The sequence below is a fragment of the Streptomyces sp. NPDC127119 genome (assembly GCF_042677425.1).
GTDB lineage: Bacteria > Actinomycetota > Actinomycetes > Streptomycetales > Streptomycetaceae > Streptomyces.
Genome location: NZ_JBHXTO010000083.1, coordinates 21,158 through 43,505 on the forward strand (window position 1 = coordinate 21,158; position 22,348 = coordinate 43,505).

Below are 22,348 nucleotides of genomic sequence, written 5' to 3' on the forward strand. Positions count from 1 at the left end.
GGGGGGGGGCGGGGAACCGTGTGGCGGGTCAGCGGGGTCTGTACGCCGGGTGGGTGGTGACCGTCCGCCGGGTGGGAGCCGTCGGTCAGGCGCACGGTCCGGCGGCGTGGGCTTCCGCGGTGGTCTTCAGCTCGCGGAGCCACTGTTCCAGTCCCGCGCCGAGCATCGAGGTCGCCAGAGGGACGTCCGCCTCGACCTGGGCACCCGTCCACGTCTCCTCGGTCTGTACGCGTACCCCGCCCTTGACCTTGGTGAAGTTCCAGACGTGGACGCCCTCGTCGATACTCAGCCCCTCGCCGACCGCAGGGCCTGTCCACCGGATGCAGGAGTTCCGGTCGAGGCCGCGGACGGTGGAGGTGATGTTCAGGGTGGTCTCGGGGGTGGTGGGCGTGGCGGGCGCCGGGGTCGTCCACCGGAACTGCGAGCCCGCGCGGAGCGGGCCGTGGTCGAGCCGCTTCGCGGAGAGGACCGGCGCCTGCCACGACGGCCACCGCTCGATGTCGGTCTGCAGCTTGAAGACGGTGCTCAGCGGGGCCTTGATCACGATGTCGGTCCGGTAGCGGATGAGGGCGTCGGAATCCGTGCCCCTGCCCTGGCACTTCAGCCCGTCGGCGTGGTGCGCGGCTGCCGTCCGGGCGGGGGCGGGGGCGGGGGCTGCCTGGGCGGGGGCGGTGCTCGCGAGGACGCCTATGGCGGCGAGGGCGGCCGTGAGCGTGACGGCGGTGCGTGCGTGCGTCCGCGGTCGGCGCCGGCGCGCGGAGGGCTGGACGGGGAGGGAGGAGGGGCTGTTGCTGGGCATGGTGTTCCTCTCGTTGTTGCTTTGGTGGTGGTCGTGATGGCGAGGCGGAGGGGGGAGGGCTTCGGTGGGTGCGGCCTATGGGGTTCGCGGGGCTGTGGGGGCGGCCAGGCGGCGGCGTTCGAGGATCGCCGCGAGGGCGTAGGCGCCGCCGCCCGCGAGGGTGAGGACCCAGTAGAGGCCGGGGCTGCCGAGGAGCAGGGCCGCGGCGGAGGTCAGGGCGAGCCAGGTGCCGAGGCCGTAGTGGAGGAGGTTGCGGCGCTGGGCGCCTTCGGCGATGTAGAGCAGCCCGACGACGAAGCCGGAGCCGGTGGGCCAGAGCAGGGACTGCACGTCGGGCAGGTCGAGGGTGGCCGTCAGACCCGTGATGGCGAGGAAGAGGGCGGCGAAGGCGGTGACCCAGGCGGCGCCGAGGAGCTTGCCGGAGAGGACGTCGTCCGGCTCGGCGGCGGCACGCTGGGCGCGCAGGGCGGCGGCCGTGGCCGTCACGGTACCGACGGCCAGCCCGGCACCGAGGAGGGCCATGGGCAGCCAGCCGGGCAGGTCGAGCAGCGGCGTCGCACCCTTGGAGACCGCGGCGGAGCCGTGGCCCAAGAGGTAGGCGAGCCCGAAGCTGATGTAGGTCGCACGGTTGTCGACGTCGCCGGGGCCGGGGCCGGTGCCGTCGCCGGGGAGGCGCGCTGCGGTCGGGTGGTTGGTGTCGGTGACCGGCGTGGTGGCGGCGGTGGTGACGGACATGGCGGATACCTCCGGGGTGCGCTTGCGGGCTGCGGGCTGCGGGCTGCGGGCTGCGGGCTGCGGGCTGCGGGGCGGCGGGGCGGGGGCGTTGGAGTGTCGGCGGGGAATCGGCGCAGGTGCTTTCGGGGCGCTCTCGGGGCGTTCACGGGGGCACTGTTACCGAACCGCGCCGCATCGCCGACGGTGCGTGCGAGTGGCGTAGCCGCGGCGCTCGACGCGTCACGCCTCCTGGGCGGGTGCGGGTGCGGGTGCGGGTGCCGGGACGGAGGCGGGGACGATGACGATCTTTCCGGCGACCGTGCGGGACTCGGCGAGGGTCAGCGCCGCGGCGGCGTCCGGCAGCGGGATCCGCGCGGCGATCTGCGGGGTGAGGACGTCGTCGGCGACCAGGCGCAGCACCTGGGTCAGGTCCTCGGTCATCCGCTGCTGCCAGGAGGCCCGGCAACGGCGCTTGCCGGCCCAGAAGTTGTAGAAGTGTGCGCTCCTGCCGTTGGGCAGGGAGTTCCACGCGGCGAGGCGCGCGAACAGCATCAGCACCGGCACCTGCGAGTTGCCCTCGTCGTCCTTGGTGGCGGCGGTGCCGTACGAGACCAGCGTGCCGCCCCGGCGCAGCAGCTGCCACGACTGCTCCACCCCGGCGCCGCCGACGTGGTCGAACACCGCGTCCACGCCGGCCGGGGCGAGTTCGCGGATCCGGGCGTACATGTCGGGGTCGCGGTAGTCGACCGGGGTCGCGCCCAGTTCCCGTACGGTCGCGTGGTGGCGGGCCGACGCCGTGCCGATGACGGTGATCCCGGCGTGGCGGGCCAGTTGTACGAGCGTGGAGCCGACGCCGCCGTTGGCGCCCAGGACCACGATCGTCCCGCCGGTACGGACCTTGGCGATGCGGTGCAGCATCTGCCAGGCGGTGATGCCGTTGACGACGACGGTCTCGGCGTCGGCCGCGTCCACCTCGTCCGGTACGGGCATCAGGTCCACGGCGTCGATCAGGAGGTGGCTGGCCCACGCGCCGGTCTTGGTGACCGCGGCGAACCGGCGGCCGACGAGCGCGGTGTCCACGTCCGGGCCTGCCGCCGTCACCGTGCCGACCACGTCGTAGCCGGGGACGAAGGGGAACGCCGGCTGGTCGTAGTACTTGCCGCGCCGCATCTGCTGCTCGGCGAACGACACGCCCGTCGCGTCCATCCGCAGGACGACCTGGCCCTTGGCGGGCGCCGGAAGCTCGCGGTTCCGGAGTTCCAGGCCGTCCGGCTCGACCAGGCCGGGCAGGACGACCTCGGTCGCGGAGACGACGGGGGTGGTGGAGGGGTCGGAGGTGCGGGCGGCGTTGCTGGTCATGGCGTACCCCTTGAAGTTGTTGCCGTGTGCTTACGGTCGTAAGGCTAGACCTGTTAGCTCACGGATGGCAAGAGGAAACGCTCATAAGCTTCGCGCTGTAAGGTGACGGGTATGGGAACAGCTATGGGAACAGGTACGGGAGACGGCACAGGCGACACCGCAGCGACGCCCGTCCGCGTCCGCAACCGCAGGGGGGAAGGGGACCGGCTGCGCCAGGAGATCGTGACGGCGGCGGTCGCGCTGCTCGACGAGACCGGCGACGAGAGCGCCATCACCCTGCGGTCCGTGGCCCGCAGGGTCGGTATCGCCGCCCCTTCGATCTACCGGCACTTCTCCGATCAGCCCGCGATCATGCTGGCCGTGGTGCGCAACGCGTTCGCCGAACTGGACGATCAGCTGCGCGCGGCCGTGGACGCCGCCGACGACTCGCCCCGCGCGCGGCTCACGGCCCTGTGCGAGGGCTATCTGGAGTTCGCCGAGGCCCACCCGGGGCGCTACCGCACGATGTTCGGCGGGTTCTGGATGCCCGATCCGGACGCGAGTTCCGTGACGGCGGAGGACCTCGGCACGCTCGGCGACGCGAGCCTGCGGCGACTCGGCGAAGCCCTCCAGGAGTGCGTCACCGCCGGCTCCTCGGCCAGCACCGACGTGGCGGCCGACGTGGTCGTGCTCTGGCTCGGCCTGCACGGCCTGGCCCACCAGCGGGCGGTCGCCCCGTCGTTCCCCTGGCCACCGAACATCGCGGAACGACTCATCGGATCGCTCGCGCACTTTACGGGGGGGTAGGGGTGGGGGTGGGTGGTCGTGGGCCGTGGCGGCGGGCCATGCCTTGGTGGTGGGTGGGGGTCTTCGGTGGCCGTTGCGCCGGGTTCTGGGCGGCCGTCACCTCCGGCGGTCAGGGCCCAAGGTGGTCGTCGCCGCCGGTGGCGACCGTGGCGCTCGGAGGTCGGGGCGCCCGCCTGCCGTGGCGCTCACGAGAAGGCGCAGGCGCGGCGATGTGGGATGCACTGCTCCGGCCGCGCCCGCGGGGCGGACTTCGGTGTGCGACGCGGGCCGGATGCCTTCGGCCGTGACCGTGGGAGGAAGCGGCGCCCAGCAGCGGACGTCAGCGCGCGCCGCGTGACGGATTCCCTTCGCCGCGCCCCCGGCGGGAGCGGACCCCGAGGATGGAGGTCGGCGCGCGCCGCAGGGCGCATGCCTCGGGCCGTGACCTCGACGGCCACGGGGTTCACCTCAGCTGGCGATGCGGGATGCATTCCCGCGGCCGTGCTCGCGGGGTAGCAGCCACCGGGGGCGGACCTCGGCGCGCCGCGAGACGGTTGCCGCCGACCACGCCCGCGGCGGCAGCGGCTACCGAAGGCGGAGGTCGGAGGTCAGTTCGCGCCGAGGCCCGGATGTCCTCGGTCGTGCCCCTGGCGGCAGCGCCCACCGAACGCGGACATCGGCGTTCGGCGCGTGACGGGCGCCTTCGGCCGCGCCCCCTCGGCGACAGCGGACACCGAGGGGGGTGTCAGTGCGCGCCGCTGACGGATGCCCTCGGTTGTGCCCCCGGCGGCAGCGGCCACCGCACGTGGACGTCAGCGCGCGCCGCAGGCCGAATGACCTCGGGCGTCCCCCGGCGGCAGCGCCCGTCGGGCGAGCGTGGGGCTTGGGGTGCGACCCGAGGCGGATGCCTTCGACCGGCGTCCCGGCGCCCCGGGCGGCAGCGCCCGCCGGGCGAACCCGGCTCCCCCGGCGGCAGCGGCGGCAGCGGTCGCCGGGCACAGACGTCAGCGGGTGATGCGTGACGGGTTTCTGTGGCTCGTGTCTCGTGCTATCGCCTTCGCTATCTTCTCGGCGTCGATGGCCAGTTCGCGGAACATGCCGCTGATGGGGTTCGTGAAGCCGGTGAAGTACAGGCCGGGGGCGTTCTTCGGTGTGCGGGCGCCGTGGACGACCGGGCGGCCTCGGCCGTCGAGTACGTCGAGGTGGCCGACGACGTTCTCCAGCGCGCGCCGGTAACCGGTCGCGGCGATCACGGCGTCCGGGCCGACGCGGTCGCCGTTCGCGAGGACGACCTTGCCGTCCTCGAAGCCCTCGACCGCCGTCACGACCTCGACCCGGCCCTTGCGGACCGCGTCGATGAGGCCGACGTCCTGCACGGGGATGGACCCCTCGTTCACCCGCGAGTACAGGCCGGTGTCGGGCCGCGGCAGCCCCTTGGAGGCGAGGTCCGGAACGCTGAGCTTGGCCATCGGCCCGGCCAGCCGGTCCACCACCGCGACGGGCAGCCGCCGGCAGAGCACCCCGGTGTACTGGGCCGCCCACCCGGCCGTCGACCGGCGCACGATGTGCGGCGCGGTCCGCACGGCGAGGCGTACGCGTGACGCCCCGCCCTCGACGAGGTCCACGGCGATCTCGGCGCCGGTGTTGCCCACGCCGACCACGAGGACGTCCTGCCCGGCGAACGGCGCGGGGTTGCGGTACTCGCCCGCGTGCAGGAACTCGCCCGTGTACCCGTCGCGGCCCGGCCAGTCGGGCACGTACGGCGTGTGGTTGTAGCCGGTCGCGACGACGACCGCGCTGCCGGTCAGCTCACGTCCACCGGTGGCGTGCAGCAGCCAGCCGGTGCCGTCGGCCGTGGGCTCCACGCGGGAGACCTCGACGCCGGTGATGATCTCCAGCTCGTGGTGCTCGGCGTACTTCTCCAGGTAGCGCACCACGTTGTCGCGCGCCACCCACCGCCCGAACGAACGCGGCATCGGCAGGCCGGGCAGCCCGGAGAGCCGCCGCGTGGTGTGCAGCCGCAGCCGGTCGTAGTGCCGCCGCCAGGAGGCCCCGACCCGGTCGGACTTCTCCAGCACGACGGCCCGTACGCCCAGTGCGCGCAGCGCGTGCGCCGCCGCGAGGCCGCCCGGTCCGCCCCCGATGACGTACACGGGCCGGTCCTGCTGAGGCGTGGCCGCCGTCGGCGGTGTCGGCGAAGCGGACGGCGTCGACGAAGCCGGCGGTGTCGGCGCGGGCGCCTCGGACGCTTCGGGTGCCTCGGACGTCTCGGACGCTTCGGACGTCTCGGGTGTCTGCGGTGTCGGGTCGGGAGAGTCGGCCATGTGCCGAGCGTATGCATGTCGGCATTTGATGGGTCTCGGTCAAGCCCGGAATCGGTTGCGAATTGATCACGGCTGTAGGAGGGGTGTGTGGGGTTTGTGTCGTAGGCCACATGCGGCTGTGTGGCAGGGGAGGTGGCCGCGCCGGGACGGGTGGTCGTAGGCCTCTTGCGCAGCCGCGCCCGGTGCGCTGAACTGACGTACCGTCAGATCTGCGGCTGCGGAGGGGATGCGGTGCCATGGACACCATCTGGCTCACCGGTGCGGAATGGGTCGCCGTGCTCCGGGTCGGGCTCGGGCTGTGGTGGCTGGAGAGCTGGCGGCACAAGGACAAGAAGGGCTGGTTCGAGCGGGGCACCGGCATCGCGTGGGCGGCCGACGTCGCCGCGAAGCACCGGTGGGACTCGGTGCGCAGCGGCTTCGACGTGGTGGTCGCACCCCGGCCGCGCACGATGGCGTACGTCGTCGTGTACGCGGAACTCGCCCTCGGCCTCGGCCTCGTCGTGGGCTTCCTGACCCCGATCGCCCTGGTCGGCGGCCTGTTGCTCAATCTCCTCTACCTCGTCCTGATGATCCACGACTGGGCCGAGCAGGGGCAGAACACGATGATGGCCCTCATCTCCCTGGTGGCCCTGTTCGGCATGTCCTGGCAGACGTGGTCCCTGGACAGCGCGCTGGGACTCTTCTGATGGCGGCCGGCTCCGGCGTACCGGCGCGCTCGGGCGTATCGCCCCGCTTCGACCTGCCGGAGATCGACGTCTTCACCCGGCCCTACTGGGACGCCGCCGCCGACGGGCGTCTGCTGCTGCGCCGCTGCGGCGCGTGCGGGCGCGCGCACCACTACCCGCGCGAGTGCTGCCCGCACTGCTGGAGCGAGGCCGTGACCTGGGAACGGGCGACCGGCCACGCCACGCTCTACACCTGGTCCGTCGTCCACCGCAACGACCTGCCGCCCTTCGGGTCCCGCACCCCGTACGTCGCCGCCGTCGTCGACCTCGAAGAGGGGCCGCGGATGATGACCGAGGTGGTGGAGTGCGCGGAGGGGGATCTGCGGGTGGGGATGGCGTTGGAGGTGGCCTTCCGCGTGGAGGGGGAGGGCGAGGGGGAGAGAGTGGAGGAGGGGGAGGGGGGAGCGCAGGAAGGTGTCGCGGTTCCGGTGTTCCGGCCCCGCTCCTCTTCTTGAGCCTCTTGAGCCTCCTGGCCTTCCTGAGCGTTCGGGGCTCTCGGGGCTTACGGGGTGACCCTCGTCCCGTTCCGGTTCGGGGGCCGTTGTTGAATGGCTCGATGACCGACTTGTACGAGTCCTCCGGCTCCCTCCCTCATCCCGAGATCCGCGGTTACGGACTGCGGCTCCGTCCCTGGGACGCGGACACCGAGGGGGATGTCCAGGCGTGGCTGCGGGGATATCTCGACCCCGAGTTCCAGCGGTGGAACACGCCGCTCAGACCGTTGGAGGACCGCGCCGACGCGCTGGAGTCGATGGCGGCGCGGGCCAAGGCGGCCCAGGAGGGGGTGGGCGCCTCCTTCTGTGTCACCGACGCGACCGGCGGCGTACCGCTCGGGCACATCGGGATCAACGACATCGACCACGTCGTACGGGTCGCCCGCGTCGGCTACTGGGTGCTCCCCGACGCGCGCGGCCGACAGGTGGCCACGCGCGCACTCACCCTGGCCTCACGCTGGGCCTTCGAGGAACTGGGGCTGCACCGGCTGGAGTTGGGGCACGCGCTCGGTCACGAGGCGTCGTGCCGGATCGCCGAGCGGTGCGGGTACCCGGCCGAGGGCACCCTGCGCGGGGCGATGTTCGAGTCGGGGCGCCTGGACGCCTTCCGGGACGTCCACCTGCACGGCCGGCTGGCCACGGACCCCGCCACGGATCTGGACCCCGTACTGCCGTAGCGCCCTGCGAGGCCCGCCCACCCTGCCTGGCCCGCCCGGTCCGCGGCGACCGTCAGGGCCACAGCAGGTCCCTGCCCCATGTGCCGTCCTCGCGGCGGCGATAGGTCAGGCGTACGTGGCGGCGGCGCGCGTCGCCCTGGAAGAACTCCACCTCGTCCGGGGCCAGGACGTACACCGTCCACGACGGCGCCGGGGCGTCCGGTTCGCGCCGGGCGCGGTCCCAGGCCGTGTCCGAGGCGCGCTCCAACTCCTCGTACGAGTCCAGCACTTCGCTCTGCCTGCCCACCAGGGCGGAGGCGAGCGCGCCGGCCGAGCGGGCGTGCAGGTCGGCCTGCGCGACCTCGGGCGGGGCGACGGTCACCGGGCCCCGTACCCGGATCTGCCGGCCCTGCGCGGGCCAGTAGAAGCCGAGCGCCGCGTACGGGCGGGCCGCCAGGTGCCGCCCCTTCCGGCTGCCCGCGTGCGAGGCGAAGTGCCAGCCCTCCCGGTCGGCGCCGTGCAGCATCACGGTCCGTACGTCGGGCAGGCCCCCGGCGTCCGCCGTGGCCAGCGACATCGTGTGCGGCTCGACCTGCCCGGCGGCCACGGCCTCCGCGAACCACTGCTCGAAGAGCGGCAGCGGAGCGGCGGGGGCCGCGACCGGGGCGAAGTCCGGCAGCTCGGTGTCCCAGACCCGCTGAGCCCTCAGCAGCCGTACGAACTCGGAGGGAGCGGGGGCACCGGAGAGATCGGAGTCGGCTGAGGGAGCGGGGGAGTCGGTCGTGGGCGGGGTGGGGGCGTCGGCGCTGTCGGCACTCATGCCCCGATTGTCACGCGGCGGACGGCCTCAGACCGAACCGAGGTCCGACGACAGCCACCGGTCGGGGCGCATCCGGATGACCACCATCTCGCCGTGCTCCTTCCAGGAGAAGTCGACGTACCCGTCGACCTTGTCCGCCGGGAGGTAGCGGGCCGAGACCTCGTGGAGCTGTTCGCGGGTGGCGGGGGTCGATGCGACGACCGGCCCTTCGAGGGACACGTACCGGATGGTGGGTTCGACCCGGTCGACCATCAGGGAGAACCTGCCCGCGGCGCTGATCAGCTCGTTCTTGCGGGAGGTCAGCCCGGTCAGGATCCAGACGTCGCCGCCGGGCTCGTACTGGTACCAGATCGGCACGGTGAGCGGGGCGCGGCCCGCCCCCGCGTCCACGGCGAGCGCGGCGATGTGCGGTTCGGCGAGGAACTTCTCGCGTTCTTCACGGGTCAGGGCCATGGGATTCCTCCGGAGGGTCGTCTGGGGCGCCTGGGGTGTCGTTCCGCGGTTCCGTCAGCGGTGCCTTCGGTGCTGCCTTCGGTGGTGCCTTCAGATCCTTCAGCGTGATGCGGCCGTCCGCGTATTCCGGGAGGGCGGGACGGGGGGTACGGCGCAGGCCGGGGGTGGTGCTGGCACCACCATGGATCCGGGTGCGGACTGTCTCGATGGGGCGGCCGGGCGACGGCATTGTTGAACTCGGTCGAAGCCAGTTGATCGAAGGGGCCGCAGCCCCTTCCCCCGGAAGGAAAACCCCCATGAAGGCGCAGCTCGCGGCGGAGCCGGAGACGGTGGGCGTGGCCGCTCCCGGGGCGTTCGTCTCCTTCGTGCGGTTCGTGGTGTGCGGTGGGGGTGTCGGGGTGCTCTCCAGCGGTGCGGTGGCGCTGCTGGCGGGTGCGATGCCGTGGGCTCTGGCGAACGCGGTGATCACGGTCGCGTCGACCGTTCTGTGCACCGAGTTGCACGCGCTGTTCACCTTCGGGACCGGGAAGCGGGCCGGGTGGCGGCGGCACTGGCAGTCGGCGGGTTCGGCGACGGCCGCGTACGCGGTGACCTCGCTGGCCGTTCTCGTCCTGCACCTGGTGCAGTCGTCGCCCGGGGTCCTCACCGAGCAGGCCGTCTACCTCGGGGCTTCCGGGCTCGCGGGGGTGGGGCGCTTCCTGATGCTGCGGGTGTTCGTCTTCGCGGCGGGTGGGGGCGACGGCGAGGGTGAGGGTGGACGGGGGGTCGGGGCTGCCGCACCGGTCTCGGTCGTCGTTCCGGTCCCGGTCGCCTCTGTCCCGGTCGCCCCTGCGTCGATCGTCCCGGTGTCGATCGTTCCTGTCTCCCTCTCCCCGCTGGTCCTGGCCGCCGGGGCGTGATGGGCTGAGTCGATGGGCTGGGTACCGATGAGTTTTTCCGGCTCTCGCAGTCCAAGTGGTGACCGGTTCGCGGATGGGTGCCGACCGGCTCTTTCGGACCCTGGAGGAACATCATGAGGAAGATCAGCGCCGGACTGTTCATCTCGCTCGACGGCGTCGTCGAGGCGCCGGACCAGTGGCACTTCCCCTACTTCAACGACGAGATGGGCGCGGCTGTCGGGGCGACCTTCGGTACGGCGGACACGATGCTGTTCGGCCGCAAGACCTACGACAGCTTCGCCGGGGCGTGGCCTGAGCGCGAGGCGGCCGGGGGCGAGGACGCGGGGTTCGCCAAGCAGCTCGGTGACGTACGGAAGATCGTTGCGTCGAGGACGCGGCTGGAGTTCGAGTGGCGCAACTCCGAGCAGTTGGAGGGGGACCTCGTCGAGGTCGTGACCGCGCTCAAGAACGAGGAGGGCGGGGACATCGCGCTCAGCGGGTCCGTGTCGGTCGTGCGGCAACTGCTGGGGGCGGGGTTGCTGGACGAGCTGCATCTGCTGGTGCATCCGATCGCGGTGCGGAAGGGGATGCGGTTGTTCGAGGAGGGAGATTCTCCGGTGCCGCTGACGCTGATCTCGGCGGAGACGTTTCGGACGGGGGTGCTGAGTCTTGTGTACGGGCCGGGGGTGCCGCGGAGCGGGGGTGAGTGAGTGCGCCGTTCCCCGCGCCCCTGAGGGGCGGGGTGGTTTCGGCCGGGGTGGTGGGTGCGGGCCGGTGGGGGCTGATCGCGCAGTTCCCCGCGCCCCTGAGGCGGTGGACGGTCACGCAGTTAACCGGCTGCGCCCCGGCACTGGCTGGCCGCGCCGTTCCCCGGGCCCCCAGCCCCTCAGGGGCGCGAGGAACGGCGCGAGCAACCCCCACCGGCCCGCAGTCAAGCCTCCGGCCGGAGCCACCCCGCCCCTCAGGGGCGCGAGGAACTGCGCGACCAGCCACGACGGGCCCGCGGTCGAGAGCCGGGCATGCCGGGCCGCAGGCGGTGAATCGCGCGGTTGCCGCCGGCGCGTTCCCTTACGGCTACGGCTACGGCTACGGCTACGGCGTCGGCGTTCTGTTTGCCTTGCGGGTGAAGCGGCGTAGGCCTCTGCGGGTGGGTTTGAGGGGCTTGTCCTCGGGGGCCTCCGAGGTGCCGGGCGCTTGGCCCGGTGGTAGGGCCGGGGCCGTGGACGGGGCCGGCGGAACCGCCCGGCTGCCCTGCTCCAGCCGGGTCCGGACCGTGTGCGCCATCGCCTGATGCGCCGGCTCCAGCAACAGCCCCTCCGCGGACAACCGCCCCCACATGTGGAGCAACTCCTGTCCCCGCGTCACCACTTGCCCCTCGTCCATCAGCCGCTGCCACGCCGCCGTGGCCCGGGCCACATCGGGGGCGGCCCGGTTCAGGTCGACGCGGCACCGGATGCGCGCGACGGTCAGCGCGAGCGTGATGGACAGCGTGTAGTCGGCGCGCAGATACGCGAGGTACGCCTCTATCGCCCGCGCCTCCAGCGAGAGATCGTCCTCCGGCCCCCTGCGCAGCGTGAGGTGCTCCCGCAACGCGCTGGCGAGCACGAACGCGGCATGCAGTTCCTCCCGCTGCGCGTGCTGAATGATGCGCTCGACACGGGCCAGCGGAGGGAACGCCTCCTCTTCCGCCGCGGTGCGTTCGAGGCCGGGCGGCAGATCGTCCTCGTCGGCGATCGTCCGGCTCGACCCGTCGGGGTGCACCCGCAGGCGTGCCACCTGCATCACGGAGCGGTCGATGACGGTGGCCGCCACCGGGGCCCCCAGGGTGCGGGCGAACATGGCGATGGCGTCGAGGATCGCCTCGTTGGGTTTGCGCTTGCCGCCCATCTGGAGCAGATGGCCGTTGACCACGGTCGATCCGTCCTCGGCCACGTAGGCGTCGAGGCGGATCAGCGGCCGTGCGGCGAGCGCGGGCAGGTTTCCCGTGTCACGGGGTGTCAGCGAGTGGGACATCCGCTCATACTCCCGGTCGTACGACGCCGAGAATGGCCATGGAGGCGGCCGGGGCGATCGTGATCGTGCGTCCTGGGCGCGGGGCGTGGACGATCTTCCCGCCTCCGATGTACATGCCCACGTGCGTGGCGTCGTTGAAGTAGATGATCAGGTCGCCGGGCCGCGCGGACGCCAGGCTGACGCGGGTCAGCCCCGCCCACTGTGCCTGTGACGTACGGGGTATGGGGTGGCCGGCGCGCGCCCATGCCACGGAGGTGAGTCCCGAGCAGTCGTACGCCGACGGGCCTGTGGCGCCCCACCCGTACGGCTTGCCGATCTGGGCCATCGCGAAGTTGACGGCCTTGGCTGCTGCTCCGGTGGCCGTCGTTCCGCCGCCGATCGAGCCGCCTCCGTTGCCGCCCCCGCCTCCGCCGCCGGACCCGCCACCCGACCCGTTTCCGGTCGAGGTGCCGCCGCCGCCCGAGCCGGAGCCGGTCCACTGGGACTCGGCCTCCTTGTTCCGCTGCCTCTCCAACGCGGCCAGTTTGCGGGTCTGTTCCTTTTCGAGGCCCGACTCGATCTGCTCGGCCTCGGCGATCTTCCCCTCGATCTTCGTCTTCGCCTCGGCCTTGTCCGCACGGCTGCTCTTCAGCTTCCGCAGTTCCTTCGCGGCGGTGTCGGTCTGCCGGCTCAGTTCCGCGCGGGCGGTCTTCTGGGACTCGGAGACGTTGACCAGGCCCCGCAGGGCCTGACGGGCCTGGGACGCCTCGTTCAGGGCCTGTTCGGGATGGTCGCCGAGCAGCAACTGGATGCCGGTGGCGGCGAGGTCGCCGCCGCGGTACTGCGTCCGGGCTGCCGCGCCGCCGAGATCGTGCAGATCGTCGACCCGGGTCTCGGCGCGGGCCAGGCCCTTGCGGAGCGACTTGAGCCGCTTCTCCTGCTTCTTCGCCTTCTCGTCCGCGGCGTTGTACGCCTCGGTGGCGACTTCCGCCGTGCGGTAGAGGCTGTCCAGTTCGGTGCGGATGTTCTCGATGGACTGGTCGCCCTGGGGGTCTGGTTCGCCCGGGGTTGCGTAACTCGGTCCGGATATCAGGGAGATCGCGAGGGTGAGGGTGGCTATGGTGGCGCGACTGCGGAACCGTCTGCCGCCGGTCGACACGTTCATCAGCTCCACTTTCAGAGGTCACGTGCGGGCTGCTCGGACGGACTGCTCGTGTGTCGGAGTCGCCACCGCGTTGTCTGCGGGGGGTCGTTCAACCCTCGAACACACTACCGTCCCTTGCACGGTTGGCCCCTGTATCCCCACGCGTGTCAATCTCCACGCAGTCAACTTTTCTACTGCCGTACGTCTTTGGGGGTGCGGGGTGTTTGGGGCGGGGTGGGGTGGTTTCGGCCGGATTGTTGCGCACGGGCCGATGGGGGCTGGTTGCGCAGTTCCCCGCGCCCCTGGGGGTGGATGGGGGTGCTGGCCGGGTCTTTGACCGCAGGCCCGCCGTGGCTGATCGCGCAGTTCCCCGCGCCCCTGAGGGGCGGGGTGGCTCCGGCCGGCTCTCGGCCGCGGGCCGGTGGGGGTTGCCCGCGCCGTTCCTCGCGCCCCTGAGGGGCCGGGGCTGCGGGGTCGTGGCGTTGTGCGGGCCGGTGGGGGTCGTTCGCGCAGTTCCCCGCGCCCCCAAAGACACAAAGACAAAAGCCACGGCGCACCCCCACGCACCTAGGAGCGCGAGGAACGGCGCGCCCAGCCACGAGGGACCCGCGGACGAGAGCGTGGCCAACACCCCACTCACCTAGGGGCGCGAGGAACGGCGCGCCCAGCCACGAGGGACCCGCGGACGAGAGCGTGGCCAACACCCCACTCACTTAGGGGCGCGAGGAACGGCGCGGGTGACCCCCACCGGCCCGCGGGCAGCAGCCGGCCGGAGCCACCCGCCCCCCAGGGGCGCGGGGAACGGCGCGATCAGCCACGGCGGGCCTGCGGTCAAAGACCCGGCCGGCACCCCCACCCACCCCCAGGGGCGCGGGGAACTGCGCGATCGGCCCCCACCGGCCCGCGGTCAGCGATCGGCCGGAGTCACCCACCCCCTCGGGGGCGCGAGGAACGGCGCGGGCAACCCCCACCGACCCGCACCCGGCAACCCCGGCAACCCCCGCGGAGCGGCCCCCTACCGTCCCAGCACCACCGTCCCCGCCGAGCAGAACCATCCCCCCGTCCCCGACGCCACCCCCAGCTCGGGGAGGGCGCCGTCACTCCGGCGGACCTGTCGAGGCCCGCACTCGCCGCGGAGTTGTCGGACCGCCTCCACCAGGAGGAACAATCCCCGCATCCCGGGGTGCTGGCCGGACAGGCCGCCCCCGTCCGTGTTGACCGGAAGGGTTCCGCCCGCGACCCTCAGCCGGTCCTTCTCCACGAACGCACCCCCCTCCCCTTTCGCGCAGAAGCCGAGATCCTCCAGGGTCACGAGCGTCATGTACGTGAACGCGTCGTAGATCTGCGCCACGTCTATGTCACCGGGCCGAACTCCCGCCCGTTCGAACGCGATCCGTCCGCTCACCGCCGCCGGCGACACCGTGAAGTCCGGCCACTCGGACATCGTCGTGTGCGAGACGTGCTCACCGGTGCCGAGGACCCAGACGGGCGCGGTACGGCAGTCGCGTACGTACTCCTCGGCCGCCAGCAGGACCGCCGCCCCGCCGTCCGACCGCAGACAGCAGTGCAGTTTGGTGAAGGGGTCCGCGATCATCGGGCCCGACAGGACGTCGTCGACCGTGATCGGGTCGCGGAACATCGCGTCGGGATTGAGCGCCGCGTTCTGCCGCGCCTGTACCGCCACCGACGCCAACTGCTCCAGCGTGGTGCCGTATTCGTGCATGTGGCTCCGCGCGGCCATCGCGTACTTGGCGATGAGCGTGTGCCCGTACGGCACCTCGAACTGCAGCGGCCCGCGGGCGCCGAACGAGAGGTTGCCGGTGCGCCGGCCCGCCCTGATGTCCGCGCGGGCGGTGGACCCGTACACCAGCAGGACCGCGTTGGCGTGCCCCGCGGCGATCGCGTCGGCCGCGTGCGCCGCCATGACCTCCCACGTCGATCCGCCGACGGAGGTGGAGTCCACCCAGGTCGGGCGCAGGCCCAGGTACTCCGCCACCTCGACCGGCGCCAGTGTGCCGAGGCCCGCCGAGGCCAGGCCGTCGATCACCGACCGGTCGAGGCCGGAGTCGGCCAGGGCCCTGCGCGCGGCCTGGGCGTGCAGCGCGTACGGCGTCGCTTCGTCTACGCGCCCGCAGTCGGAGAGGGCCACACCGACGACTGCCACCTTGCGGTTCCCGGACGGGGTCATGGAATCTGACGGTACATCAGATACGTGGTCCGGGGGAGGTGCGGTGGTGTCGTGACCCTGGGCATCTGCCTGCCGCCGCTCTAACATGACGGCCCGTCAGATCAGGGAACCGGACGCCGGACACCCGGCCCGGGGAGGAGCCCGCCGATGGACGCCACCTTCACCGCGGAACAGGACGAGATCCGCCGCACGCTCCGTGAGCTGCTCCTCAAACGCTGTGGCCCGGAGGAGGTCAGGGCCGCCGTACGGACCGCCGACGGCTACGACCCCGGCCTCTGGGAGACCCTCGCCCAGCAACTCGGCCTGCCCGGCCTCGCACTCCCCGAGGCGTACGGGGGAGTGGGATGCACGACGACCGAACTCGCCCTGGCGGCAGAGGAGATGGGGCGCGCTCTCGCCCCGTCACCCCTCCTCGCCACCGCCGTGCTCGGCGCGCCCCTCGTGCTCGGCCTCGGCAGCGCGGGCCAGCGCGCCGCGCTGCTGCCCCGGATCGCCTCCGGCGAACTCACCGCGGCCCTCGTCGTACCGGGGGCGGCGCTGACCACCGCCCTCGGCCTGACCGGCGGCAACCGCGGCGACTGGGCGGGCGGCGGACGGGCCGGCGGCGTACAGGCGCGGCGGACCGACGACGGGTGGCGGCTGTACGGGGAGGCCGACCAGGTGCTCGACGGGCACAGCGCGGATCTGCTGGTCGTCGCCGCGCACACCGGCGGCTTCGCCCGCTCGCGCACCCTCTTCTTCCTGGTGCGGGAGCTTGTACGGGAGGGGGCGACCCGCGTACGGCAGACCTCCCTCGACGAGACCCGTTCGCAGAGCCGCATCCAGTTGCGGCATGTCGAGGCCGAGTTGCTGGGGGACGGGGAGGATGCGGACGTCGGCGGTGTCCTCGCGCGCGTGGGGGACTCGGCCGCCGCCGTCCTCGCCGCGGAGGCCGTCGGCGGCGCCGACCGCGTACTGGAACGGACCGTCGAGTACGTCAAGCAGCGTGAGCAGTTCGGGCGGGCGATCGGGTCGTTCCAGGCGGTGAAGCACCGGCTGGCCGATCTGTACGTCCAGGTCCAGGGCGCGCGGTCCGCCGCCTACTACGCGGCCTGGGCGACCGTCGAGGGCCAGGAACGGGTCGGCGGGCTGGCGCTCGCGCAGGCTCTGGAGGCGCTGCGCGTCTGCGCCGCCGAGGCCGTTCAGCTGCACGGCGGGATCGGGTTCACCTGGGAGCACGAGGCGCACCTGTACTTCAAGCGGGCGGCCGGCGACGAGTTGCTCTTCGGGCCGGTGCACCGGCTGCGCGCGTACGCGGCGCAGGAGGCGCGGCTCTTCGGCGGCGGGGAGGTGGCGGTCTGATGGCCACGTCTTCGTCCCGGCGGCCCGCCGGGGTGCGGCTGGTGCAGAAGGTGTCCTCGACCCGCGGTTTCGCGAAGGTCGCACCGCACGTCGTGCCGGCGCTGGACCGTGCGGTGCACCGGCTCACGCGCGGAAAGGTGCTGCTCAGCGCGCAGATGCTGCCCGGTGTCATCCTCACGGCGCGGGGTGCGAGGAGCGGGCTGCCCAGGCGTACGCCGCTCGCCTGCATGCCGGAGGGGCGTACCGGAAAGGGCGCGGACGAGGGTGCTGTCGAAGGTGCCGTCGAAGGCGCGGTCGGGAGCTGGATTCTCATCGGGTCCAACTTCGGGCGTACGGACCATCCCGCCTGGACCGCCAATCTGCTCGCCCACCCGGACGCGGAGATCAACTGGAAGGGCCGGGACGTTCCGGTGACCGCCCGCCTGCTGGCCGGTGCGGAACGGGACGCGGTGTGGCGGGCGCTGCTGGAGTTCTGGCCGCCGTACGCGACGTACCAGGCGCGGGTGGATCGGGAGATCCGGCTGTTCCGGATCGTACGGAGGTGACCGGTGCGTGCCCTGACCTGGGCCTGGACCCGGGCCCGGGTGCGCGACAGGCGGCAGTCCACCGGGGGAATCCGCCGGGGTGAACTGCCGCCTGTGTGACAGGACGTGTGCCTGGAAGCGGCGAGCTGGAAGCGGGTGGAATGCCTGGTCGGCCTACTTGGTCGGCTTCTTGCCCGTCACACCCAGATGCACCAGCTGGGCCAGGTTCGGCTTCAGCTCAGCCTGCTTGACGCCCCACGTCTGGAAGCCCTTCTGGTGCGAGGCCACCGCCGCGAGCATCGCCACGAGGGAGCCCGCCATGGCCGCGGGGTTGACGTCCTTGTCGACCTTGCCCTTGGCCTGGAGCTCCTTGACCGTGTCCGTGAGGGAGTTATTCACGGAGTTGAGGATCTTCATACGGATCTTGTAGAAGCGTTTGTCGCCCTCGGCGGCACCCAGGTCGACGACCCGCAGGATGGCATCGTTTTTGCGCCAGAACTCAAGGAATCCGTCCACGAGTTCCTGCGCGGTCTGCCAGCCCGCCTTGCCGACCCAGGAGCGTCCTTCGAGGAGCTCGGTCAACCCGGCTCCCTCGGCCGCCATTTGCTCGGCGATCTCCAGGACGGCGCCTTCGACGTCCGGAAAGTATTGGTAGAAGGTCGCCGGTGAAGTGCCCGCTTTCCGTGCGACGTCGATGACTTTGACGTCGCGGTAGGGCGAGGAGCTGAGCATCTCGCTGAGGCAGTCGAGCAGCTTCTGCCGCGTCGCCTGCCCGCGCCGACCGGCCACACGGCCGTCGACGGTACGCACTTGTCCTGTCATGACGTCAGCTTACCGAGGGGTGATCGGAGCGCGATTCGGCCGACTGCAAATGGGGTGCACGGACCTGCGGGGCGGTGGAGGCGCCCGCTCTGCGGGATGAGTGGAACGCCGTTAGCTTGGCCGCATGGCTGGATCTGACTCTGCCGCGTTCGCCGAGGGCGTCCCCTGCTGGATCGACGCCCAGCTGCCGGACGTCGAGGCGGGCAAGCGTTTCTACGGCGGACTCTTCGGCTGGACCTTCGACTCCGCGGACCCTGCGGACCTCGCGGACCTCGCAGGCCCGGCTGGCCCCGCGGACCTCGCAGGCCCCGCAGGCCCCGCGGGCCTCACAGGCCCGGATGGCCCGGCCGGCCCCGCGGGCCCCGCAGGCCCGGCCGACTCCGCGGGTCTCGCAGGTCCCGCTGGCTCTGCGGGCCCCGTGGGCCCGGCTGGCCCTGCGGGTCTCGCAGGCCCCGCCGATTCCGCGGGCCTCGCGGGTCCCGCTGGCTCCGCGGGGCCCACAGGCCCCACGGTGCCCGTCGGTCCGTCGGAGACTGCCGGTTCTTCGGAGTCTTCCGGTCCTTCGGCGGCCGGCGGTCCCCCGGAGGGCGCCGCCCCCTCCGGGGCAGGAGCTGGGACCGGGACTGGGGCGGGAGCCGGAGCCGGAGCCGGGGCCAGGGCCGGGGGCGGGACCGGGGCCGGGGCCGAGGGCGTGGCCGCTCGGTGGGCCGACAGTCCGTACTCCGGGGCCGTGCGGGCGCGGCTCCGCGGGGAGCCCGTCGCCGCCCTCGTGCCGAAGCGGGACGGGCGGATGCCCACCGTCTGGGCCGTCTACTTCGCCACCCCGGACGCCCAGGACATGGCCGACCGCATCCGCAAGGGAGGCGGCCAGATCATCACGACCCCCGTGCCGGTGGGCCCGTACGGGGTCGGGGCGCTCGCCGCCGACCCCGAGGGCGCGGTCTTCGGGCTCTGGGAGGCCGGTACGCACCCCGGATTCGGCAGCAGCCGCGGGACGGGCACCTTCAGCTGGGTCGAGCTGTACTCACGGGACACCGCCACCGCCGACGCCTTCTACCCCGGTCTCTTCCGCGAGGCCCTCTTCGGGCCGGGCGTCACCCGGGAATTCGGCCGCGCCCACATCTCCGACGTCTATCCCGCCGAGATGCCGCCCCATTTCCTCGTGCATTTCGCGGTCCAGGACTGCGAGGCCGCCGTGGGCGCGGTGGCGAGGCTCGGCGGCCGGGTGCAGGCACCGCCGTTCGACACCTCGTACGGGAGGGTGGCCGTCGTCAGTGACAATCAGGGGGCGTCGTTCGCGTTGCTGCAGCGCCGGGACGGGTGACGAGGCGTCCACGATGGGGTACGAGTCGTGCTCCAGCGCGGAATTTCAGGTTTCTGCGCCGCTGAAATGGGCGATGCTCCACGGCTGAAACCCGTGCGGGAAGCTCTGAAAGGCACCGAAAAGCCCCGGCCCGCGTTGAAAAGCAAGGCGGAGGCGGGTCTTTTGCCCGGGAATGGTGGGAGACATCCCGAATGGGTCCCGGGTTCGCAACCGGAGCGCAGGACAGGAAGAATCGGGGTGCGTGCCGCCGGAGCGGCTCGGTGGTGAGACGCTGCGCAGTGGCTGAAGCTGCGGCTGGAGCGGTGGCTGGAAGCGCGGCCGCGTACGGGGAGGTGGCAGGCAAGTGGTGGATCAGCTGACACAGCACGATCCGCGGCGGATCGGGCCGTTCGAGGTGCTGGGACGGCTGGGCGCCGGCGGCATGGGGCTGGTCTATCTCGCGCGCTCGGCCTCGGGCCGGCGCGTGGCGATCAAGACGGTCAGGACCGAGCTCGCCGAGGACCAGCTGTTCCGCGTCCGCTTCTCGCGGGAGGTCGAGGCGGCCCGTGCGGTCTCCGGCTTCTACACGGCGGCCGTCGTCGACGCCGACGCGCGCGCGGCCGTGCCCTGGCTCGCCACCGCGTACGTGCCCGCGCCCTCCCTCGAAGAGATAGTGACCGAGTGCGGGCCCATGCCGGCCCAGGCGGTCCGCTGGCTCGCCGCGGGCGTCGCCGAGGCGCTGCAGTCCATCCACGGCGCCGGTCTCGTCCACCGCGACCTGAAGCCGTCGAACGTCCTCGTCGTCGAGGACGGGCCGCGCGTCATCGACTTCGGTATCGCCTCCGGCGTTTCGAACACGCGTTTGACGATGACGAACGTCGCCGTCGGTACGCCCGCGTACATGTCACCCGAGCAGGCGAAGGACTCCCGCAGCGTGACCGGCGCGAGCGACGTCTTCTCCCTCGGCTCGATGCTCGTCTTCGCCGCCACCGGCCACGCGCCCTTCCACGGCGCGAACCCCGTCGAAACCGTCTTCATGCTGCTCAGGGAGGGCCCTGACCTCGAAGGCCTCCCCGACGAGCTGCGCCCGCTGATCGAGTCCTGCATGCAGATGGACGCGACGGCCCGCCCCAACCCGGCCGACCTCCAGGCCCAGCTGGCACCCCACCTCTTCGGCTCCGGCTCCGACGACAGCGGTACCGCGTCCGCGTGGCTGCCCGAGCGGGCCGTGAGCCTGATCGAGACGCGGCGCGGCGGCCGGTCCGCCCCGAAACCCCCGTCCGGCCGCAGCGGCGGACGCGGAGTGGCCGTGGTGCCGCCCCCGCCGCCCCACGACCCGCCGATCCCGCCCATGCCGTCGTCCGGACCGCCGCGCATGCCCGTCGGTGCGGGCGTCGGCCGACCGGGTGGCGCGCCCGACGCCGGGCCCGTACGTCTCGCCGGTGCGCAGGTGCCGATCGGGCCCGGCCCGCGCGTCGCCGACGCCCGAGCGGCGGCGGTCAAGGCGCCCCCTCCGGAGGCCGGACTCGCGGCCGCCTGGTCCCGCTCGCGCCCCGGCGTGAACGGCGCCGAGCCCGTCGCGGCCGTCCCCGCGCCCGCCGGGCCCGACGGCGGCACCTCCTGGCGGCCGTGGCGCTTCCGTATGTCGAACGACGTGTGGGGGACGCCCGCCGTCGCCGGAGACCTGGTCTACGTCACCTCCTTCGAGGTGCACGCGCTGGACGTGGCCACCGGCCGGCGCCGCTTCAAGACGCGGGACGTCGCCTGGTCGATGGCGGTCGCCGACGGCCGCGTGCACGCCTCCGACGGGCCCACGCTCTTCGCCCTGGACGCCCGCGAGGGCACCGACCTGTGGCGGCTGCCGACCGACGCCTGGGTGTACTCCCTCAAGGCCGACCGCGGCACCGTCGTCACCGGCACCCGCGGCGGCGGCGTACAGGCCTGGGAGGCCGCCAACGGGCAGAAGCTCTGGGAGATCACCGGCGCCCAGACCGACTTCGAGTCGCCGGAGGCCGGTCCCGCCGTGCACGACGGCACGGTCTACGTCTGGAAGGACGCCCGGCTGCGCGCCCTTGAGGCCCGTACGGGGGAGGAGCGCTGGTCGTACCCGATCGGCGACGCGGCCTCCTGCGGGGGTGTGCCCGTCCGCATCACCCATGCCGACGACGGATACGTGTACGTGTCCGCCGGGACGCGCGTCCTCGCCATCGACATCGCCGGCGGGCATGTGCGCTGGCACTTCGAGGCGCCGGCGGTGTTCCTGAGCGCGCCCACGTTCGCGCCGGGGCCGGCCGTCACGGGGGGCGGGGTGTACCTCGCCGACTACCTCGGCACGGTGTACGCGCTCGACGCCACCGACGGCCGTGACCGCTGGCGCATCGCGACGGAGGCGCGGTCCTCCATCGACCCCGTGCTCGTCTCGGCGGGGCATGTCCATGTGGGCAGCGGCAAGGGGCTCTACACGCTGGACGCGGTCACCGGGACGCCCAAGTGGCGCTTCCAGGCGGGCGGCGACCTGGTGGGGGCGCCGGCCGTGGCCGACGGCCGGATCCACTTCGGCTCCACGGACCACCTCCTGTACACCCTGAAGGCCGACGACGGCCGGCTGCGCTGGAAGCTCGCGACCGGTGGGGAGATCACGGGGTCTCCGGTCGTCAAGGACGGGGTGGTGTACGCGTGCAGCAAGGACCGGTGCGTGTACGCACTGGACGCGGAGAAGGGCACGGGCACGGCCCGTTCCTGAACCGGGCTTCACGTGCGGCCCGGTGGGGACCGTCCGCGCAGTTCCCCGCGCCCCTGAGGGGCGGGGCTGCAGGCCCGCGGCAGGTGCGGCCCCGGTGGGGGTTGCCCGCGCCGTTCCCCGCGCCCCCAAACCCAAAAGCCGGGGCGCACCCCCACCCCCTAGGGGCGCGAGGAACGGCGCGGCCAACCACGACGGGCCCGCGGTCGAGTCTCCGGCCGGCACCCCCACCCCCTAGGGGCGCGGGGAACGGCGCGGTCAGCCACGACGGGCCCGCAGCCAAGCGTCCGGCGGGCACCCCCGCCCC

Annotated in this window: 20 protein-coding genes; 10 read left to right on the forward strand and 10 right to left on the reverse strand. The window is 72.9% G+C overall.

Going from position 1 to position 22,348, the window contains the following annotated elements; genetic code table 11:
• Positions 1–85: 85 nt before the first annotated feature.
• From ACFVH5_RS28760 to ACFVH5_RS28770, 3 genes are all read right to left on the reverse strand, one after another.
• On the reverse strand, positions 86–799 hold the full coding sequence (locus tag ACFVH5_RS28760) for an SRPBCC family protein (protein ID WP_385836630.1): 714 nt from the start codon (positions 797–799) through the stop codon (positions 86–88).
• A 75-nt stretch (positions 800–874) separates the two neighbouring features.
• On the reverse strand, positions 875–1,534 hold the full coding sequence (locus tag ACFVH5_RS28765; protein WP_385836631.1) for an ABC transporter permease: 660 nt from the start codon (positions 1,532–1,534) through the stop codon (positions 875–877).
• Positions 1,535–1,753: 219 nt separating this feature from the next.
• Complete coding sequence (locus ACFVH5_RS28770; RefSeq protein WP_385836632.1) at positions 1,754–2,872, reverse strand: medium chain dehydrogenase/reductase family protein; 1,119 nt, start codon at positions 2,870–2,872, stop codon at positions 1,754–1,756.
• 111 nt (positions 2,873–2,983) lie between these two features.
• On the opposite strand from ACFVH5_RS28770, the gene ACFVH5_RS28775 reads away from it, so the two are divergent.
• Positions 2,984–3,658: a TetR/AcrR family transcriptional regulator gene (locus ACFVH5_RS28775; RefSeq protein ID WP_385836633.1), complete on the forward strand. Its 675-nt coding sequence runs from the start codon at positions 2,984–2,986 to the stop codon at positions 3,656–3,658.
• A 983-nt stretch (positions 3,659–4,641) separates the two neighbouring features.
• Here the strand turns inward: ACFVH5_RS28775 and ACFVH5_RS28780 are convergent.
• Positions 4,642–5,790 carry a flavin-containing monooxygenase gene (locus ACFVH5_RS28780; RefSeq protein WP_385836649.1) on the reverse strand — a complete coding sequence of 383 codons (1,149 nt, stop codon included), beginning with the start codon at positions 5,788–5,790 and terminating at the stop codon, positions 4,642–4,644.
• 407 nt (positions 5,791–6,197) lie between these two features.
• Between ACFVH5_RS28780 and ACFVH5_RS28785 the strand changes: the two genes are divergently transcribed.
• From ACFVH5_RS28785 to ACFVH5_RS28795, 3 genes are all read left to right on the forward strand, one after another.
• The gene (locus ACFVH5_RS28785) at positions 6,198–6,647 is read left to right on the forward strand and encodes a DoxX family protein (protein WP_384806365.1); all 450 of its coding nucleotides are present in this window, start codon (positions 6,198–6,200) and stop codon (positions 6,645–6,647) included.
• Positions 6,647–7,141: a Zn-ribbon domain-containing OB-fold protein gene (locus ACFVH5_RS28790; RefSeq protein WP_385836634.1), complete on the forward strand. Its 495-nt coding sequence runs from the start codon at positions 6,647–6,649 to the stop codon at positions 7,139–7,141. Before ACFVH5_RS28785 ends, ACFVH5_RS28790 begins: the two co-directional genes overlap by 1 nt.
• A gap of 101 nt (positions 7,142–7,242) precedes the next feature.
• Positions 7,243–7,857 carry a GNAT family N-acetyltransferase gene (locus ACFVH5_RS28795; protein ID WP_385836636.1) on the forward strand — a complete coding sequence of 205 codons (615 nt, stop codon included), beginning with the start codon at positions 7,243–7,245 and terminating at the stop codon, positions 7,855–7,857.
• 52 nt (positions 7,858–7,909) lie between these two features.
• On the opposite strand, the gene ACFVH5_RS28800 is transcribed toward ACFVH5_RS28795, so the two are convergent.
• Positions 7,910–8,656 (reverse strand): pyridoxal 5'-phosphate synthase, encoded by a 747-nt coding sequence (locus ACFVH5_RS28800; RefSeq protein ID WP_385836637.1) that lies wholly within the window; start codon positions 8,654–8,656, stop codon positions 7,910–7,912.
• Positions 8,657–8,683: 27 nt separating this feature from the next.
• Positions 8,684–9,109, reverse strand: coding sequence for a pyridoxamine 5'-phosphate oxidase family protein (locus tag ACFVH5_RS28805; protein WP_385836638.1), 426 nt, complete (start codon positions 9,107–9,109; stop codon positions 8,684–8,686).
• Positions 9,110–9,405: 296 nt separating this feature from the next.
• Between ACFVH5_RS28805 and ACFVH5_RS28810 the strand changes: the two genes are divergently transcribed.
• Together ACFVH5_RS28810 and ACFVH5_RS28815 are read left to right on the forward strand one after the other, a co-directional pair.
• Positions 9,406–10,008, forward strand: a complete 603-nt coding sequence (locus ACFVH5_RS28810) for a hypothetical protein (RefSeq protein ID WP_385836639.1) — start codon at positions 9,406–9,408, stop codon at positions 10,006–10,008.
• Between the two features lie 113 nt (positions 10,009–10,121).
• Positions 10,122–10,697 (forward strand): dihydrofolate reductase family protein, encoded by a 576-nt coding sequence (locus ACFVH5_RS28815; RefSeq protein ID WP_385836640.1) that lies wholly within the window; start codon positions 10,122–10,124, stop codon positions 10,695–10,697.
• A 382-nt stretch (positions 10,698–11,079) separates the two neighbouring features.
• Here ACFVH5_RS28815 and ACFVH5_RS28820 read toward each other — a convergent pair whose 3' ends face one another.
• The 3 genes from ACFVH5_RS28820 to ACFVH5_RS28830 form a co-directional block, all read right to left on the reverse strand.
• Positions 11,080–12,000, reverse strand: a complete 921-nt coding sequence (locus tag ACFVH5_RS28820) for a hypothetical protein (protein ID WP_385836641.1) — start codon at positions 11,998–12,000, stop codon at positions 11,080–11,082.
• 4 nt (positions 12,001–12,004) lie between these two features.
• Complete coding sequence (locus ACFVH5_RS28825) at positions 12,005–13,144, reverse strand: NlpC/P60 family protein (RefSeq protein WP_385836642.1); 1,140 nt, start codon at positions 13,142–13,144, stop codon at positions 12,005–12,007.
• 994 nt (positions 13,145–14,138) lie between these two features.
• The gene (locus ACFVH5_RS28830) at positions 14,139–15,311 is read right to left on the reverse strand and encodes an acetyl-CoA acetyltransferase (RefSeq protein WP_385836643.1); all 1,173 of its coding nucleotides are present in this window, start codon (positions 15,309–15,311) and stop codon (positions 14,139–14,141) included.
• Positions 15,312–15,458: 147 nt separating this feature from the next.
• Here ACFVH5_RS28830 and ACFVH5_RS28835 point away from each other — a divergent pair, with 147 nt between their 5' ends.
• The gene (locus tag ACFVH5_RS28835) at positions 15,459–16,652 is read left to right on the forward strand and encodes an acyl-CoA dehydrogenase family protein (protein ID WP_385836644.1); all 1,194 of its coding nucleotides are present in this window, start codon (positions 15,459–15,461) and stop codon (positions 16,650–16,652) included.
• The gene (locus tag ACFVH5_RS28840; RefSeq protein ID WP_385836645.1) at positions 16,652–17,197 is read left to right on the forward strand and encodes a nitroreductase family deazaflavin-dependent oxidoreductase; all 546 of its coding nucleotides are present in this window, start codon (positions 16,652–16,654) and stop codon (positions 17,195–17,197) included. Before ACFVH5_RS28835 ends, ACFVH5_RS28840 begins: the two co-directional genes overlap by 1 nt.
• A gap of 153 nt (positions 17,198–17,350) precedes the next feature.
• On the opposite strand, the gene ACFVH5_RS28845 is transcribed toward ACFVH5_RS28840, so the two are convergent.
• A complete protein-coding gene (locus ACFVH5_RS28845; RefSeq protein WP_384806343.1) occupies positions 17,351–17,998 on the reverse strand; it encodes a TetR family transcriptional regulator in 648 nt (215 codons plus the stop codon).
• 691 nt (positions 17,999–18,689) lie between these two features.
• Between ACFVH5_RS28845 and ACFVH5_RS28850 the strand changes: the two genes are divergently transcribed.
• Entirely contained in the window at positions 18,690–19,322 is a 633-nt protein-coding gene (locus tag ACFVH5_RS28850) for a VOC family protein (RefSeq protein ID WP_385836646.1), read from the forward strand.
• Between the two features lie 343 nt (positions 19,323–19,665).
• Entirely contained in the window at positions 19,666–22,044 is a 2,379-nt protein-coding gene (locus ACFVH5_RS28855; protein WP_385836647.1) for a PQQ-binding-like beta-propeller repeat protein, read from the forward strand.
• Positions 22,045–22,348 lie beyond the last annotated feature (304 nt).

What these genes read in the sequence shown, in the direction of transcription:
- ACFVH5_RS28760 (WP_385836630.1), bottom strand. Translation starts at nt 799, where the DNA reads ATGCCCAGCAACAGCCCCTCCTCCCTCCCCGTCCAGCCCTCCGCGCGC.
- ACFVH5_RS28765 (WP_385836631.1), bottom strand. Translation starts at nt 1,534, where the DNA reads ATGTCCGTCACCACCGCCGCCACCACGCCGGTCACCGACACCAACCAC.
- ACFVH5_RS28770 (WP_385836632.1), bottom strand. Translation starts at nt 2,872, where the DNA reads ATGACCAGCAACGCCGCCCGCACCTCCGACCCCTCCACCACCCCCGTC.
- ACFVH5_RS28775 (WP_385836633.1), top strand. Translation starts at nt 2,984, where the DNA reads ATGGGAACAGCTATGGGAACAGGTACGGGAGACGGCACAGGCGACACC.
- ACFVH5_RS28785 (WP_384806365.1), top strand. Translation starts at nt 6,198, where the DNA reads ATGGACACCATCTGGCTCACCGGTGCGGAATGGGTCGCCGTGCTCCGG.
- ACFVH5_RS28790 (WP_385836634.1), top strand. Translation starts at nt 6,647, where the DNA reads ATGGCGGCCGGCTCCGGCGTACCGGCGCGCTCGGGCGTATCGCCCCGC.
- ACFVH5_RS28795 (WP_385836636.1), top strand. Translation starts at nt 7,243, where the DNA reads ATGACCGACTTGTACGAGTCCTCCGGCTCCCTCCCTCATCCCGAGATC.
- ACFVH5_RS28800 (WP_385836637.1), bottom strand. Translation starts at nt 8,656, where the DNA reads ATGAGTGCCGACAGCGCCGACGCCCCCACCCCGCCCACGACCGACTCC.
- ACFVH5_RS28805 (WP_385836638.1), bottom strand. Translation starts at nt 9,109, where the DNA reads ATGGCCCTGACCCGTGAAGAACGCGAGAAGTTCCTCGCCGAACCGCAC.
- ACFVH5_RS28810 (WP_385836639.1), top strand. Translation starts at nt 9,406, where the DNA reads ATGAAGGCGCAGCTCGCGGCGGAGCCGGAGACGGTGGGCGTGGCCGCT.
- ACFVH5_RS28815 (WP_385836640.1), top strand. Translation starts at nt 10,122, where the DNA reads ATGAGGAAGATCAGCGCCGGACTGTTCATCTCGCTCGACGGCGTCGTC.
- ACFVH5_RS28820 (WP_385836641.1), bottom strand. Translation starts at nt 12,000, where the DNA reads ATGTCCCACTCGCTGACACCCCGTGACACGGGAAACCTGCCCGCGCTC.
- ACFVH5_RS28825 (WP_385836642.1), bottom strand. Translation starts at nt 13,144, where the DNA reads ATGAACGTGTCGACCGGCGGCAGACGGTTCCGCAGTCGCGCCACCATA.
- ACFVH5_RS28830 (WP_385836643.1), bottom strand. Translation starts at nt 15,311, where the DNA reads ATGACCCCGTCCGGGAACCGCAAGGTGGCAGTCGTCGGTGTGGCCCTC.
- ACFVH5_RS28835 (WP_385836644.1), top strand. Translation starts at nt 15,459, where the DNA reads ATGGACGCCACCTTCACCGCGGAACAGGACGAGATCCGCCGCACGCTC.
- ACFVH5_RS28840 (WP_385836645.1), top strand. Translation starts at nt 16,652, where the DNA reads ATGGCCACGTCTTCGTCCCGGCGGCCCGCCGGGGTGCGGCTGGTGCAG.
- ACFVH5_RS28845 (WP_384806343.1), bottom strand. Translation starts at nt 17,998, where the DNA reads ATGACAGGACAAGTGCGTACCGTCGACGGCCGTGTGGCCGGTCGGCGC.